This is a genomic window from Brevibacillus sp. WF146 (assembly GCF_001673705.2).
GTDB lineage: Bacteria > Bacillota > Bacilli > Brevibacillales > Brevibacillaceae > Brevibacillus > Brevibacillus thermoruber.
The window spans coordinates 1,889,479-1,902,797 of the sequence record NZ_CP109943.1; the positions used below are offsets into that span (position 1 = coordinate 1,889,479).

The window sequence follows — 13,319 nt, forward strand, 5'->3', positions numbered from 1 at the left end:
CCTATACCAGCGAATGAGCAATGGGAAACCCCGGCGGGCCCTGCAGCCGGCGATGGCGGTGCCGCAGTGCTCATGGGCGGCGTGGCAAGACCGGCGACCGGCCGAGATAGTACATGTCTACGTGACCGAACCAAAAACTATGCTCCGCCCGTCTGCTTTGTCCGAAAGGATCGGCGGTACCCTGCATACGTTTGTGAGAGGGGGAGTGGCGCATGGGAACAACGCGCAAACCGAAAGTGGGACTGGCGCTCGGCTCGGGAGGAGCCCGAGGCTTTGCCCACATCGGTGTGCTGAAGGCACTGGAGGCAAACGGCATCGAAGTTGACATGCTGGCCGGAAGCAGCATGGGCAGCTTGATCGCCGCCGTGTACGCCAACGGCATCGAGCCTCACATGATGGAAAAACTGGCGCTGAACCTGAAGCGAAAACATTGGCTGGATCTGACCGTTCCCAGTCTGGGGTTCGTCGCGGGCGAAAAAATCAAGCAGTTGATCCGCCTGCTGACCCATGGCAAACGCATCGAAGAACTGCCCAAAGAGCTGGCTGTCGTCGCCACCGACATCGAGACGGGGGAACGAGTCGTCTTTCGGGAGGGGCCGGTGGATCAGGCTGTTCGGGCCAGCATTTCCATCCCGGGCATTTTTGTGCCCGAACGGGTGGGAGACCGCCTGCTGGTGGACGGCGGGGTCATCGATCGGGTGCCGATCACGGTCATTCGCGACATGGGGGCCGATCTCGTCATCGCCGTCGATGTCGCCCAGTTTGACACGCCGATGAAGGTCACCACGATTTTTGACGTGATCGCCCAGACGATCGACGTCATGGAGCGGGAGATTTTGCGGCATCAGATTTTGGCTGCCGATCTCGTAATCCGTCCCGATGTTGGACACTATAGCAGTATCGCGTACACCGGCGTGGAGGAGATTATCGCCCTCGGCGAACGCGCCGGACTGGACTCTGTGGAACGGATCAAGGAATTGATCGCCGACTGGGAGGCAAAGCAATGAGTGAGGAGAGGCTGATTACGCGCAACCGGACGGGCCGGGGGGCACATTCCATTCCCTGGCTGTTTGTGCTGGCAGTCGTCCTGTTGGGGATGGTGTTTTTCGTGCCGACTCCGTACTATGTGACGCGGCCCGGTTCCGCCATTGAACTGGCCCCGATGATTGACGTCGAGGGCGGGAAGAAGGACGAAACAGGGGCGTTCATGTTGACGACGGTCAGGATGGGAGAGGCCAATCTCGCCTGGTATCTCTACGCCCATCTGTCTCCCGACGCGGAGCTGATGAAAAAGGAACTGGTAGTCGGCAGCGGCGAGAGCAACGAAGACTTTACGAAACGGGAGCTGGCCGTGATGGACAACTCCCAGAAGATCGCGGAAGCCGTCGCGTTCCGCCTGGCCGGATACGATGTGAAGATCGAGAACCAGGGCGTTTGGGTGATGGGCACGATCGAGGGCATGCCGGCGAAAAACGTGCTGCAGATCGGCGACGTGATCGTGGCGGTGGACGGCCGACCGACGCGCGAAGCCAAGGATCTGCTCCACTACCTGTCGACCAAAAAGGCGGGCGACCAGGTGGAAGTGACGCTGATCCGCGACGGCAGGGAGGAAAAGCGGAAGCTGGCCCTGGCACCGCTGCCTGATTCCAAAACGCCCGGCCTCGGCATCCGTCCCGACAACAAACAAGAGATCATCGTCCCGAAGCGGGTCAGCATCACTGCCCAAGGCATCGGCGGTCCCTCGGCGGGGCTGATGATGACGCTGGAGATTTACGACCAGTTGAACAAGGAGATCGACCTGACGCGGGGATACAAGATCGCCGGGACCGGTACGATCTCGCCGGACGGTTCGGTTGGCCGAATCGGCGGCATCAACCACAAGGTCGTGGCCGCGGACCAGGCGGGAGCCGACATCTTTTTTGCGCCGGACGACGCCGAGGGGCCGGTGTCCAATTACCAGGAAGCGCTGGCGACGGCCAAGCGGATCGGGTCCCGGATGCGGGTGGTCCCGGTCAAAACCGTGGACGACGCGCTGGCTTTCCTCAAGGCGCAAAAACCGAAAGGCTCGTAATGCGGATGAGCTGTCAAGGAAAATTGGTTGACAAAGCAAAGGGCAAAGGCTATAATCATCCTTGTTGTGCTTGAGGTGAAAAGGTGTGAACATCAAAGTAAGCGATTTGGACCATCGAAAAGGTGAGCCGCTGCCGTTTCGGCTGACGCTGGACGCCGACGAGCTGAAGCGCCGCCATCAGGAGATTCGCGGGCTGACCCCTGTCGAAGCGAGCGGCGAGGCAGCCAAGCTGGGCAATCTCTATTACGTGAAAGGCGAGATGAAGTCGGACGTGGACTTTGTCTGCGCGCGATGCCTGAAGCCTTTTACCCGGCACACGGCCGTGCCTTTTGCGGAAACCTTCGCCCCCGCCGATTCTGCGGAGGGGGAGGACGAAGAAAGCGACATTCTGCCGCTGGAAGGCGACGAGATCGAACTGGACCCGCTGCTGCAGGAAGATTTCCTGCTCGCCATGCCCGCCTTTCCCCTGTGCGAGGAAGACTGCAAAGGACTGTGTCCCACGTGCGGAGTGAATCGGAACGAGCAGGCGTGCGGGTGCAAAAACGAGCGGATCGATCCGCGTTTGGCCGGACTGGCTGACTTCTTCAAAGACAGCAAGTAATGCTTATGTTTTCAAGATGGGATAGCCGATCCGTCGATCGAGCGTCTCATTTTTGAAGGATGGCGGAAGCGTTCGCGCCTTTACCATCCACCCAATAGAGCTTCTTAGCATTTGCCAGTTGAAGGAGGTGTAAGGAAGATGGCAGTACCTCAGCGGAGAACTTCCAAAACCCGTAAAAGAATGCGTCGTACGCACTTCAAATTAGAGATTCCAGGCATGATCAAATGCGATAACTGTGGCGAATACAAGCTTGCGCATCGCGTTTGCCCGAGCTGCGGACACTATAAAGGTGTAAAAGTAGCGAAGTAAGAAAAAGCAGGGTGAGAAATCACCTTGCTTTTTTCATTTTGCGCCTGTGGAATAACGGTGTCGGGGCTGGTTTCCACCTCGGAAGAGCACGGGTTTCTCATCAAGGAAATGATGAAGCGCGCGGACCAGGTAATCGTTCTCGCCGACCATTCCAAGTTTGGGCGCAGCATGCTGTACCGGATCGCCGACCTGGGCCGGATTGATCTGATCGTGACGGACAGCGCCCCCGAACAGGAGATCGCCGAGGCGCTCCGCGTCCATGAAGTGGAACTGATCGTAACCGGTTTGGAATGAATCGGACTAAAGGCGGGATAAACTTTGTCTGGCTGGCGTGATCGGGTGAACCAGCGTGACAGCAGACAAATTTATCAAGGGAAGCTCTCTTACGGCGCTTCCCTTTTCCATGGATTCATCTCCGCAGGGCTTCGACAGAAACCATTCCGTTCCCAGTGGGAAGATTCGTCCTCCGCAGCAGTTATCGATGCAATTTTCAGTATATTCTGTCGCATCTGGTCAACAATCTGGCAAGCGCAATCTTCGGGCTGGTCTACATCGCCATCTGGGCGGGGGTGCTGGCGGGAAAGGACCCGTACGACATCCGGACGATGGCGAATCGCCTACAACGCCTGTTTCCGCAGCGTGCCCATCGGCCTTGTCCTGGGGATCGCGGTCGGATTCCGGCTGCCAGCGCATCCGGCTGTCTGGCTGTGGACCGCATTATCCCTGTGCCTGGCCGTCTACCTGGGAGTGCTCCTCTTTTACCTGGTCGGGATCACCTCCTTCTGGACGACGGAATCCGCTGAGCTCACTACATCCTCATGTCGCTTGTGCTCGGCATCGGCGGACAGATGATCCCCGTCGATCTGCTGCCGGGCGTGCTTGGGTAGATCGGCCCGTATCTGCCGTTCGACGGGGTGCTACCGGCTGTTCGCGCCGGAACTGCACGAGTTTGAACGGTATGTGCTGCAGGGCGAACTGGATCAACTGCTGATCCGCCCCCTCTCGCCGCTCGCGCTGCTGCTGACGCGGAACCTGGAGCTGGGGCGCATCGGCGGGATTGTACAGGGGCTCGTTGTTTTTGGCGTCGCCGTCGCCGGGCTGCACGCACAGGGGAAGCCGGTGTGGGACGTCGTGCTGTACGCGCCCGTGGCGCTGCTGGCGGGCAGCGCGATCTTTTTTCCCTCTCGCTTGCGACCGCGACCCTCTGCTTCTGGACGCACCAGACCAAGGACCTGCAGACGTATTCCCTCTACGCCCCGGCCAACGCGTCCAACTATCCCGCCAGTCTTTATCCGGGGTGGCTGAAGGGGCTGTTCTTTTCCGTAATCCCGGTCGCCTTTGTCAACTACGTGCCGATGCGCTACCTTCTCGGCAAGGGCGGAGACTGGTATGATCCGCTCCTGACGCCGCTGGTCGCGGCGGCGTCGGTGTTTGTCGCGGTGCGCTTCTGGAACAGGGGCATTCGCGGCAATCACAGTACGGGAAGCTAGGAGGGATGCGAGATGATTGAAGCGAGAAACGTCAGCAAATCGTTTTTTCTCCCCGCGCCCAAAACGGGGCCGCTGGCTTCGCTGCGCGCGCTGTTCAGCCGCGAGCGGGTGGAGCGGAAAGCGGTGGACGACGTTACCGGCGGGCCGTTGAGTAGTTTCACGACCTATTAGACCTGCGCGAGTTTTTGACACACCCGTCCGCAAGCTGTCGCTGGGACAGCGGATGCGGGCCGACCTGGCCGCCGCGCTCCTGCACGATCCACCCATCCTGTTTCTGGACGAGCCGACGATCGGGCTGGATGTGGTAGCCAAGACGCGCATCCGCGGATTCCTCCGAGAAATAAACCGGAGCCGGAGAAAAACGATTGTGCTGACGACGCACGACATGGACGACATCGAGCAGCTCTGCGACCGGATCATCGTCATCAACCACGGGAAAACAATCATGGACGGAAGCATCGCCGACCTGCGGGCGCAAATCGGGCTGCCCAGCGTGATTCACGTGGAGTATCGCACGCCGCCCGGCGACATCCCGCTTCCGGAAGGCGTGGAGCGGATCGAGCGGAGCGGCTGCGAAGTGACGGTGTATTTCGACAAGGGAAAAACCTCGTCCCCCCGCCTGCTGGCGGAAGTGGCCAAGTGGGGAGAGCCGCTGGACATCTGCATGAAGGAGCCGAGCATCGAAGAGGTGATCAAGCGCATCTATTGACGGGGGACATCTTTCCCGTTTTTGCCGACTGCGGCGATCTTCGCTTGTCATTCCGCCGCTTCTCCCTTATACTTGATTAGTACCTGGTATTAAAAACTGCTCGCAACTTATGCGATCGAATACGGACGCCGAGGGGGTGTTACCCATCGCCCGCTTGCCAAAGAAAGACCGCCAGACCCGTTTGGTGCAGACGCTTCAGGAAAATCCCTTCGCCACTGACGAGGATCTGGCAGAGTTGTTTCAGGTCAGCATTCAAACAATACGGTTGGACCGCCTGGAGCTGGGCATCCCGGAACTGCGGGAGCGGATCAAATCGGTGGCGGAAAGGAGCCTGGACCCGGTCAAATCGCTGGGGATTGACGAAGTGATCGGGGAAATTGTCGACCTGCAGCTCGACGTACAGGCCATCTCCGTGTTGGAAATCAAGGAAGAACATGTCTTTGCACGGACGCAAATCGCCCGTGGACACTACATATTCGCCCAGGCCAACTCGCTGGCGGTGGCGGTCATCGACGCCGACGTGGCGCTGACCGCTTCTGCCCGCATCCGCTTTGTCCGTCCGGTCCGGCTGGGGGAAAAGCTGGTGGCCAAGGCCGTTGTGCGCAGCCGAAACGGGGACGAATGCAAAGTGCGGGTGGAGACCAAGGTGCAGGGAGAGCTGGTCTTTACCGCCACGTTCCGCGTCGTCGGCATGTCCGATGTCGCAAAGCGAAATGGATGACAGCATAAGGAGGAGACACGGTTGCGAATTGCATTGGATGCGATGGGAGGCGACAACGCGCCGCGCAGCACGGTGCTGGGCGCTTTGCAGGCAGTCAGGGAGGATTCGTCGCTTGAGGTTGTGCTGGTCGGCGACGAGCAGGCGATTCGACGCGAACTTCCGGGGGAGCTTCCTGCAGGATTGGAAATCCACCCGGCGTCAGAAGTCATTGAACCGGACGACGAACCGGTACGGGCCGTCCGGCGCAAAAAAGGGGCGTCGCTCGTGGTGGCCGTCGAACTGGCCCGGGAAGGAAAAGTGGACGCGGCCATTTCGGCGGGCAATACGGGAGCGTTGATGACGGCCGGCCTGTTGTACGCGGGACGTATGGAAGGCATCGAGCGGCCGGCGCTGGCGGCGTTTATCCCCAATATCAAGGGGAGGGCGACGCTGACGCTTGACGTGGGAGCCAACATGGACGCCAAGCCCCATCATCTCTTCCAGTACGCCGTGATGGGCAGCCTGTACGCGGAAAAAGTGCTCGGCTTCGAACGCCCGACGGTCGGTCTCTTGAACGTCGGGACCGAAGAGGGCAAGGGGAACGAACTGACCAAGGCCGTCTTTCCGCTGCTGGCCCAGGCCGACCTGCACTTCGTCGGCAACGTGGAGGCGCGCGACGTGATGCAGGGAGCGTGCGACGTGCTGGTCTGCGACGGCTTTGTCGGCAACGTGCTGTTGAAGGCGATGGAAGGCACGGCTTCCACGATCTTTTCCGTGCTCAAGCAGGAGTTTACTTCCAGCCTGATTAATAAAGTAGGTGCGGCCATGTTGAAACCGAGCCTGGTCCGCTTCAAGCAGCGGATGGATTACGCCGAATACGGCGGCGCTCCGCTGTTGGGACTGCGTCGGCCCGTGATCAAGGCGCACGGATCGTCAGACGAGCGCGCGATCAAAAACGCGATTGCCAGCGCCGTCCGCTTTGTGGCTGAGGATGTGAACGGGTTTATTCAAGACGCACTGCAGAAAAACAAATCGGGAGAAAGCGAGTGAAACCAATGAAGGAATTGCGCCCCGTAGGGATTTTGGCGACAGGTTCCTACACGCCGGAGAGGGTGTTGACCAATTTTGACCTGGAAAAAATGGTAGAAACGTCAGATGAGTGGATCGTCACTCGCACCGGAATCCGCGAGCGCCGCATCAGCGCACCGGATCAGGCGTCGTCCGATCTGGCGTACGAAGCGGCCAAAAAAGCGCTGGCGAAAGCCAAGATCAGTCCGGAAGAGCTGGACATGATCATCGTCGCCACCGTTACGCCCGACATGATGTTCCCTTCGACCGCCTGCATCCTGCAGGAGAAGCTGGGCGCTTCCCGAGCGGCCGCGCTGGACGTATCGGCGGCCTGCACCGGGTTCCTCTACGGGATCGCCACGGGCAGCCAGTTCATTGCCAACGGAATGTACCGCTACGTGCTCGTCGTCGGGGTGGAAACCCTGTCCAAGATCACGAACTACAAGGACCGCAACACCTGCGTGCTGTTTGGCGACGGCGCCGGTGCGGCCCTGCTCGGACCGGTGGGCGAGGGCTTCGGATTCCAGGCGTTTGAGCTGGGCGCGGACGGTTCCGGCGGACCGCTCCTGTGTCAGCCTGCGGGCGGTTCGCGGATTCCGGCCTCCAGCGAATCGGTGGAAAAAAACCTGCACTACATCTCGATGACCGGCAGTGAAGTGTTCAAATTTGCCGTCCGCGTCATGAATTCGGCGACGGAAGCGGTCCTGGAGAAGTCGGGGACGCCGAAGGAAGCGATCGACCTGCTGGTTCCCCACCAGGCCAACAAGCGGATCATCGACGCGGCCATCCAGCGCTTCGGCCTGTCGGAGGACAAAGTGGCGATCAACCTGGACCGCTACGGCAACATGTCGTCCGCTTCCATCCCCGTCGCGCTGGACGAAGCGGTGGAGGAGGGGCGCCTGAAAGAAGGCGACAACGTCGTCCTCGTCGGCTTCGGCGGCGGTCTGACGTGGGGAGCGGCCCTGTTGAAGTGGTCCACCACACCGGCTTAAAGGAGGAAATCGTTCATGAGCAAAGTGGCATTTGTCTTCCCGGGACAGGGGTCCCAGTTCGTCGGGATGGGGCGGTCGCTTGCGGAACAGTCCGCAGCCGCCCGCGACGTGTTTGAACGTGCGGACGAAGCGCTCGGCTTTTCGCTGTCGTCTCTCTGCTTCGAAGGACCGGAAGAAGAGCTGCGGCTGACGGTCAACACGCAGCCGGCGATCCTGACGACCAGTGTCGCGGTCCTGGCCGCGCTTCGGGAAAAACGGGCGGACGTGACGCCGGATTACGTGGCCGGCCACAGCCTGGGCGAGTATTCGGCGCTGGTAGCCGCCGGGGCGATGGCGTTTGCCGACGCGGTGAAAGTGGTGCGCGCCCGCGGCCAATTTATGGAGGAAGCGGTGCCGGCCGGACAGGGAGCGATGGCGGCCGTCCTCGGCATGGAGCGGCAGGCCCTGCAGGACGTCTGCGAAGCGGTGACCGCCTCCGGCCATCCCGTTCAGCCGGCCAATATGAACGGCCCCGGACAGATCGTCATCTCCGGTACGGCGGAGGGCGTGCGGCTGGCCGGTGAGCAGGCGAAAGCGGCCGGCGCCAAACGCGTCCTGCCGCTCAATGTCAGCGGCCCGTTCCACTCCAGTCTGATGCAGCCCGCGGCGGAAAAGCTGAAGGCCGTGCTGGCCGACGTGGACGTGAAAGACGCCCGGGTGCCGGTGGTGGCCAACGTGTCCGCCCGTCCGGAGACGGCAGCGGGGGCGATCGTCGACAACCTCGTGAAACAGGTGGCGGCTCCGGTACTGTGGGAGGATTCCGTCCGGTGGATGGCGGATCAGGGCGTGACCACCTTTGTGGAGATCGGCCCGGGCAAGGTGCTGGCCGGCCTGATCAAAAAGATTGCGCCGGCGGGGACGACCATCGTTTCCGTTCAGGATATGGAATCGTTACATGAACTGTTGAACGGAGGGGTATTATGCTAGCAGGCAAAACCGCGCTGGTCACCGGCGCTTCCCGCGGCATCGGCCGTGCGATCGCGCTTCGGCTGGCGGAAGCGGGGGCCAACGTCGTGGTCAACTACGCCGGAAGTGAGGCGGCGGCCGCGGAAACGGTGGCCAAGGTGAAGGAACTGGGGCGCGAGGCGATCATGATCCGCGCCAACGTGGCCAACGCCGAAGAAGTAAACGAGATGTTCAAAGAGGCGCTGGAGCGCTTCGGCACCATTGACATTCTCGTCAACAACGCCGGCATCACGCGCGACAATCTGCTGATGCGGATGAAAGAGGAAGAGTGGGACGAGGTGATCGCCACCAACCTGAAAGGCGTCTTCAACTGCCTGAAAGCGGCCACCCGTCCGATGATGAAACAGCGTTCCGGCAAGATCATCAACATCACCTCCGTCGTCGGCGTGCTGGGCAACCCCGGCCAGGCCAACTACGTGGCAGCCAAGGCCGGCGTGATCGGATTGACGAAGACGGCCGCGCGCGAACTGGCGTCCCGCGGTATTACCGTAAACGCGGTCGCTCCCGGTTTTATCGACACGGACATGACCGCGACCCTGCCCGAGGACGTCAAGGCGTCCATGCTGGGCCAGATTCCGTTGGGCCGTCTCGGCCAGGCGGATGACATCGCCGGGGTGGTTCTGTTCCTCGCCTCGGACGCGGCCAACTACATGACCGGCCAAACCCTGCACGTGGACGGCGGCATGTACATGTGAGGCGCGCGACACGCTCGAGCAGCAAGAGCCTGACTCAACTGGTGTTTTGCAGGCTCATCCACTATAATACGGGGAGAGGGGGTGAAGCAGAATGGCAGATACTTTGGAACGTGTGAAGAAAATCATCGTCGATCGTCTGGGTGTGGAGGAATCCAAGGTGACTTTGGAAGCTTCTTTCAAAGAGGACCTGGGTGCCGACTCCCTGGATGTAGTGGAACTCGTGATGGAGCTGGAAGACGAGTTCGATATGGAAATCTCTGACGAAGACGCTGAAAAAATCACTACTGTTGGTGAGGTTGTGGCTTACATAGAATCTCACAAGTAGTCCATTCAGTGGAAGTCCCGTGTCACGCGGGACTTCTCCCTTCACACACCCGGCTCGATTTTGCCGCAGAGCTTTTCCAACCGTAACCAGGCGAAGAACAAGGAAGCTGAGAGCTGACTTTCAATAGAGGTGATCGTAATGAAACGACGAGTGGTGATTACCGGTGTCGGCGTCATCTCCCCCGTGGGAAACGACGCGCAGACCTTCTGGAACAGCTTGCTGGAAGGAAAATCGGGAATCGGGCGCATCACGGCGTTTGACGCCTCCGACTACCCTACGCAGATTGCGGGGGAAGTGAAGGATTTCAATCCCGAGGCGTACATGGACAAAAAGGAAATCCGACGTACAGACCGATTCGTTCAGTTTGCGTTGGCCGCCACCAAAATGGCGATGGAAGATGCCAAGCTGGAGATTACGGCTGAGAATGCGGAACGCGTGGGTGTATACATCGGATCAGGTATCGGCGGTCTGGCTACCTGGGAAGAGCAGCACCAGGTGCTGATGGAAAAGGGACCGCGCCGTGTCAGCCCGTTTTTTATCCCGATGATGATCGCCAACATGGCGTCCGGGGCCGTCTCCATCCAGTACGGGGCAAAAGGGCCGACGTCCAGCGCGATTACCGCGTGCGCCACGGGGACGAACGCAATCGGCGACGCCTTCCGGCTGATCCAGCACGGCCACGCCGACGCGATGATCACCGGCGGTGCGGAAGCGACGATCCGACCGATGGCGTTTGCCGGTTTCTGTTCCGCCAAAGCGATGTCCACCCGCAACGACGAGCCGGAAAAGGCGAGCCGTCCGTTTGACATCGACCGCGACGGTTTTGTCATGGGCGAAGGAGCAGGCGTGCTCATCCTGGAAGAGCTGGAGCACGCGAAAAAACGGGGGGCGACCATCCTGGCGGAAGTGATCGGCTACGGCATGAGCGCGGACGCCTACCACATCACCGCGCCGTCTCCGGAGGGGCAGGCCCGCTGCATGAAAAACGCGCTGCGCGACGCCGGTATTGAACCGACGGAAGTGGATTATATTAATGCACACGGCACCTCTACGGATCAAGGGGACATTTCGGAAACGCAGGCGATCAAGAGCGTGTTTGGCGACCATGCCTACAAGCTGGCGGTCAGCTCCACCAAGTCGATGACCGGTCACATGCTCGGGGCGACCGGGGGTGTGGAAGCGATCGCGTCGGCGTTTGCCCTGCGCGATCAGATTCTGCCGCCGACGATCAACCTGGAAAACCCCGATCCGCAGTGCGACCTCGACTACGTACCCAATCAAGCGCGCAAGGCGGACGTGAACGTAGCCATGTCCAACTCGTTCGGGTTTGGCGGTCACAACGCCACGATCGTCTTGAAGCGGTTTGAGGCGTAAATGGTTCCTGCCGGAAAGAAGAGCAGGAAGTCTTCAAGAATGGTGGTGAGCGTCATGAACTTCTCGGAGCTGCAAGAAACCATCGGCATTCGATTTCGCGACGAGAACGTCTTGCGGCAAGCCTTCACCCATTCTTCCTATGTCAACGAGCAGCGCGGCAAGCGCATCCAGGACAACGAGCGGCTGGAATTTCTCGGCGACGCCGTCCTGGAACTGACCGTTTCGCAATTTCTCTACAAGACCTTTCCCAAAATGAGCGAAGGGGAAATGACGAAACTGCGGGCAGCCATCGTCTGCGAGCCGTCATTGGTCAAATTTGCCGAACTGCTTCACTTTGGCGATCTCGTTCTGCTGGGAAAAGGGGAAGAACTGACAGGCGGCCGGCAGCGGCCCGCGCTGCTGGCGGACGTGTTTGAGGCATTTATTGGCGCGCTTTACCTGGATCAGGGACTGGACGCGGTCTTTCACTTCATGGAGAAGTACGTCTATCCGCGAGTGGACAAGGGGGAGTTTGCCCAGGTCACCGACTTCAAGAGTCAGCTTCAGGAATTCGTCCAGCAGGACAATCTGGGGGAAATCCACTACCGCATCGTGGAGGAAAAGGGGCCGGCGCACAACCGGGAGTTCGTGTCCGAAGTACTCCTGAACAACCGTCCGCTCGGCATGGGCAGCGGGCGTTCCAAAAAAGAGGCGGAACAGCAGGCGGCCGCCCGGGCGCTGATCAAACTGGGGGCGAAGTAGACCGTTCGCTGATCCGTGAGAAAACCCGTTCTACCAAAGAGGGAGAACGGGTTTTTCGTTTAGGCCGGGTCTTTGGACATGCCGTGCTTTTTCAGCTTGTAATTCAAATTTTGGCGGGAAATCCCCAGCCGCTCCCCCGCCTTGGTGATGTTTCCGTTCGCTTCGCGCAGGGCCTAGGGGATCAGCTCCCGCTCCAGCCGCGCAACCTGTTCCTCCAGGCTGCCGGACAGGCGAACAGGCGCGCCGTTCGAGCACTTGGCCGGCAGCGGCCTGCACGTGCACATCAGCCTGTACAACGACGCGGGAGAGAACCTGTTCGCCGACAACACCGACCCGCGCGGATTGGATTTGTCGGAAAAGGCGTACCATTTTATCGGCGGCCTGCTCAAACACGGCCGCTCCCTGATCGCCATCGGAGCGCCGAGCATCAATTCGTACAAGCGGATGCGGCCGGGCACGTGGGCACCGGCCCACATCTGCTACGGCGCAGGCAATCGCTCCGTCCTGGTGCGCATCCCGGAGAAGCGGCGCACCCGCCGGTTCGAATTCCGCGGCGGAGACGGCACCTGCAATCCGTACCTGCTGTCCGCCTGTCTCGTGGCGGCCGGCCTCGACGGCATTCACAACCGCATTCATCCCGGCGAACCGGCGAGCGACGACGTCAGTTGGCTCACCGAGGCGCAGATGCAGGAACGGGGGATTGCCCGCCTGCCGCGGACGCTGGAAGAGGCGGTGGACAGCCTGAGCCAGGACACCGTATTGGCACAGGCGATCGGCCGCGAGATCTGGGAAGAGTATCTCAAGGTAAAGCGCACGGAATGGGAGAAATACACCCGGCACGTGAGCGACTGGGAGCGCCGGCTGTTTGCGCAGCGGTTCTGACCAGAAAGGGACGCAGGCGAACGAAACACGCTCTTCTTCGGCGGGATGCCGGGGAGGAGCTTCTTTTTTCTTCGACAAACGGCTGTTCTGTGATAAACTATTACAGTTGCGGGCAAGCCCGAAACGCTGCCTGCTTCGCAGTGGGCCTTTTGTGCCAAATACGTCCCCCTGTTCCGCAAGCGGGACAAGGCGGTGCGCAGAGGAACGGACGACGAAACATGCAAGGGGCGGAGACTGTTTTTCCGTCTGCCGGAAAAGGGCGGCACGGGGTGGTTTTGTCCCGGACCGTTGGGGGAAAGGTCTTCGTTCGGCCGTTATTCTATGGTACACTTATCTCACATTGGGTTTTACGCAGAT

General features: G+C 60.3%; 17 protein-coding genes and 1 pseudogene. 17 read left to right on the forward strand and 1 reads right to left on the reverse strand.

Annotated elements, in window-relative coordinates; translation table 11 throughout:
- Nucleotides 1–212 precede the first annotated feature (212 nt).
- From A6764_RS09370 to rnc, 16 genes and pseudogenes are all read left to right on the forward strand, one after another.
- Complete coding sequence (locus A6764_RS09370; protein WP_029100154.1) at nucleotides 213–1,007, forward strand: patatin-like phospholipase family protein; 795 nt, start codon at nucleotides 213–215, stop codon at nucleotides 1,005–1,007.
- Nucleotides 1,004–2,071: a SepM family pheromone-processing serine protease gene (locus A6764_RS09375; protein WP_065066714.1), complete on the forward strand. Its 1,068-nt coding sequence runs from the start codon at nucleotides 1,004–1,006 to the stop codon at nucleotides 2,069–2,071. Before A6764_RS09370 ends, A6764_RS09375 begins: the two co-directional genes overlap by 4 nt.
- Before the next feature lie 85 nt (nucleotides 2,072–2,156).
- Nucleotides 2,157–2,672: a YceD family protein gene (locus A6764_RS09380; protein ID WP_065066713.1), complete on the forward strand. Its 516-nt coding sequence runs from the start codon at nucleotides 2,157–2,159 to the stop codon at nucleotides 2,670–2,672.
- A gap of 138 nt (nucleotides 2,673–2,810) precedes the next feature.
- A complete protein-coding gene (rpmF, locus tag A6764_RS09385; RefSeq protein ID WP_081656575.1) occupies nucleotides 2,811–2,981 on the forward strand; it encodes a 50S ribosomal protein L32 in 171 nt (56 codons plus the stop codon).
- A 24-nt stretch (nucleotides 2,982–3,005) separates the two neighbouring features.
- Nucleotides 3,006–3,275 carry a DeoR/GlpR family DNA-binding transcription regulator gene (locus tag A6764_RS09390; RefSeq protein ID WP_255309637.1) on the forward strand — a complete coding sequence of 90 codons (270 nt, stop codon included), beginning with the start codon at nucleotides 3,006–3,008 and terminating at the stop codon, nucleotides 3,273–3,275.
- 666 nt (nucleotides 3,276–3,941) lie between these two features.
- A pseudogene (locus A6764_RS09395) lies at nucleotides 3,942–4,471 on the forward strand (ABC-2 family transporter protein).
- Between the two features lie 12 nt (nucleotides 4,472–4,483).
- Nucleotides 4,484–4,642, forward strand: a complete 159-nt coding sequence (locus tag A6764_RS09400; protein WP_255309636.1) for a hypothetical protein — start codon at nucleotides 4,484–4,486, stop codon at nucleotides 4,640–4,642.
- Nucleotides 4,643–4,694: 52 nt separating this feature from the next.
- Nucleotides 4,695–5,180, forward strand: coding sequence for an AAA family ATPase (locus A6764_RS09405; protein WP_255309635.1), 486 nt, complete (start codon nucleotides 4,695–4,697; stop codon nucleotides 5,178–5,180).
- Between the two features lie 136 nt (nucleotides 5,181–5,316).
- The gene (fapR, locus tag A6764_RS09410) at nucleotides 5,317–5,901 is read left to right on the forward strand and encodes a transcription factor FapR (RefSeq protein WP_029100159.1); all 585 of its coding nucleotides are present in this window, start codon (nucleotides 5,317–5,319) and stop codon (nucleotides 5,899–5,901) included.
- 21 nt (nucleotides 5,902–5,922) lie between these two features.
- A complete protein-coding gene (plsX, locus tag A6764_RS09415) occupies nucleotides 5,923–6,930 on the forward strand; it encodes a phosphate acyltransferase PlsX (protein WP_035294859.1) in 1,008 nt (335 codons plus the stop codon).
- Nucleotides 6,931–6,935: 5 nt separating this feature from the next.
- Complete coding sequence (locus A6764_RS09420; RefSeq protein ID WP_029100161.1) at nucleotides 6,936–7,940, forward strand: beta-ketoacyl-ACP synthase III; 1,005 nt, start codon at nucleotides 6,936–6,938, stop codon at nucleotides 7,938–7,940.
- Nucleotides 7,941–7,955: 15 nt separating this feature from the next.
- Entirely contained in the window at nucleotides 7,956–8,906 is a 951-nt protein-coding gene (gene fabD, locus A6764_RS09425) for an ACP S-malonyltransferase (protein ID WP_029100162.1), read from the forward strand.
- Complete coding sequence (gene fabG, locus A6764_RS09430; RefSeq protein ID WP_029100163.1) at nucleotides 8,900–9,640, forward strand: 3-oxoacyl-[acyl-carrier-protein] reductase; 741 nt, start codon at nucleotides 8,900–8,902, stop codon at nucleotides 9,638–9,640. Before fabD ends, fabG begins: the two co-directional genes overlap by 7 nt.
- Nucleotides 9,641–9,731: 91 nt before the next feature.
- Nucleotides 9,732–9,965: an acyl carrier protein gene (acpP, locus tag A6764_RS09435; protein ID WP_029100164.1), complete on the forward strand. Its 234-nt coding sequence runs from the start codon at nucleotides 9,732–9,734 to the stop codon at nucleotides 9,963–9,965.
- A 138-nt stretch (nucleotides 9,966–10,103) separates the two neighbouring features.
- Nucleotides 10,104–11,339, forward strand: coding sequence for a beta-ketoacyl-ACP synthase II (fabF, locus tag A6764_RS09440; protein ID WP_029100165.1), 1,236 nt, complete (start codon nucleotides 10,104–10,106; stop codon nucleotides 11,337–11,339).
- A gap of 39 nt (nucleotides 11,340–11,378) precedes the next feature.
- Nucleotides 11,379–12,080, forward strand: a complete 702-nt coding sequence (gene rnc, locus A6764_RS09445; protein ID WP_176703237.1) for a ribonuclease III — start codon at nucleotides 11,379–11,381, stop codon at nucleotides 12,078–12,080.
- Nucleotides 12,081–12,139: 59 nt separating this feature from the next.
- On the opposite strand, the gene A6764_RS09450 is transcribed toward rnc, so the two are convergent.
- Nucleotides 12,140–12,250 (reverse strand): helix-turn-helix domain-containing protein, encoded by a 111-nt coding sequence (locus A6764_RS09450; protein WP_255309638.1) that lies wholly within the window; start codon nucleotides 12,248–12,250, stop codon nucleotides 12,140–12,142.
- 85 nt (nucleotides 12,251–12,335) lie between these two features.
- Between A6764_RS09450 and A6764_RS09455 the strand changes: the two genes are divergently transcribed.
- A complete protein-coding gene (locus tag A6764_RS09455; protein WP_264622488.1) occupies nucleotides 12,336–12,962 on the forward strand; it encodes a type I glutamate--ammonia ligase in 627 nt (208 codons plus the stop codon).
- Nucleotides 12,963–13,319: the final 357 nt, after the last annotated feature.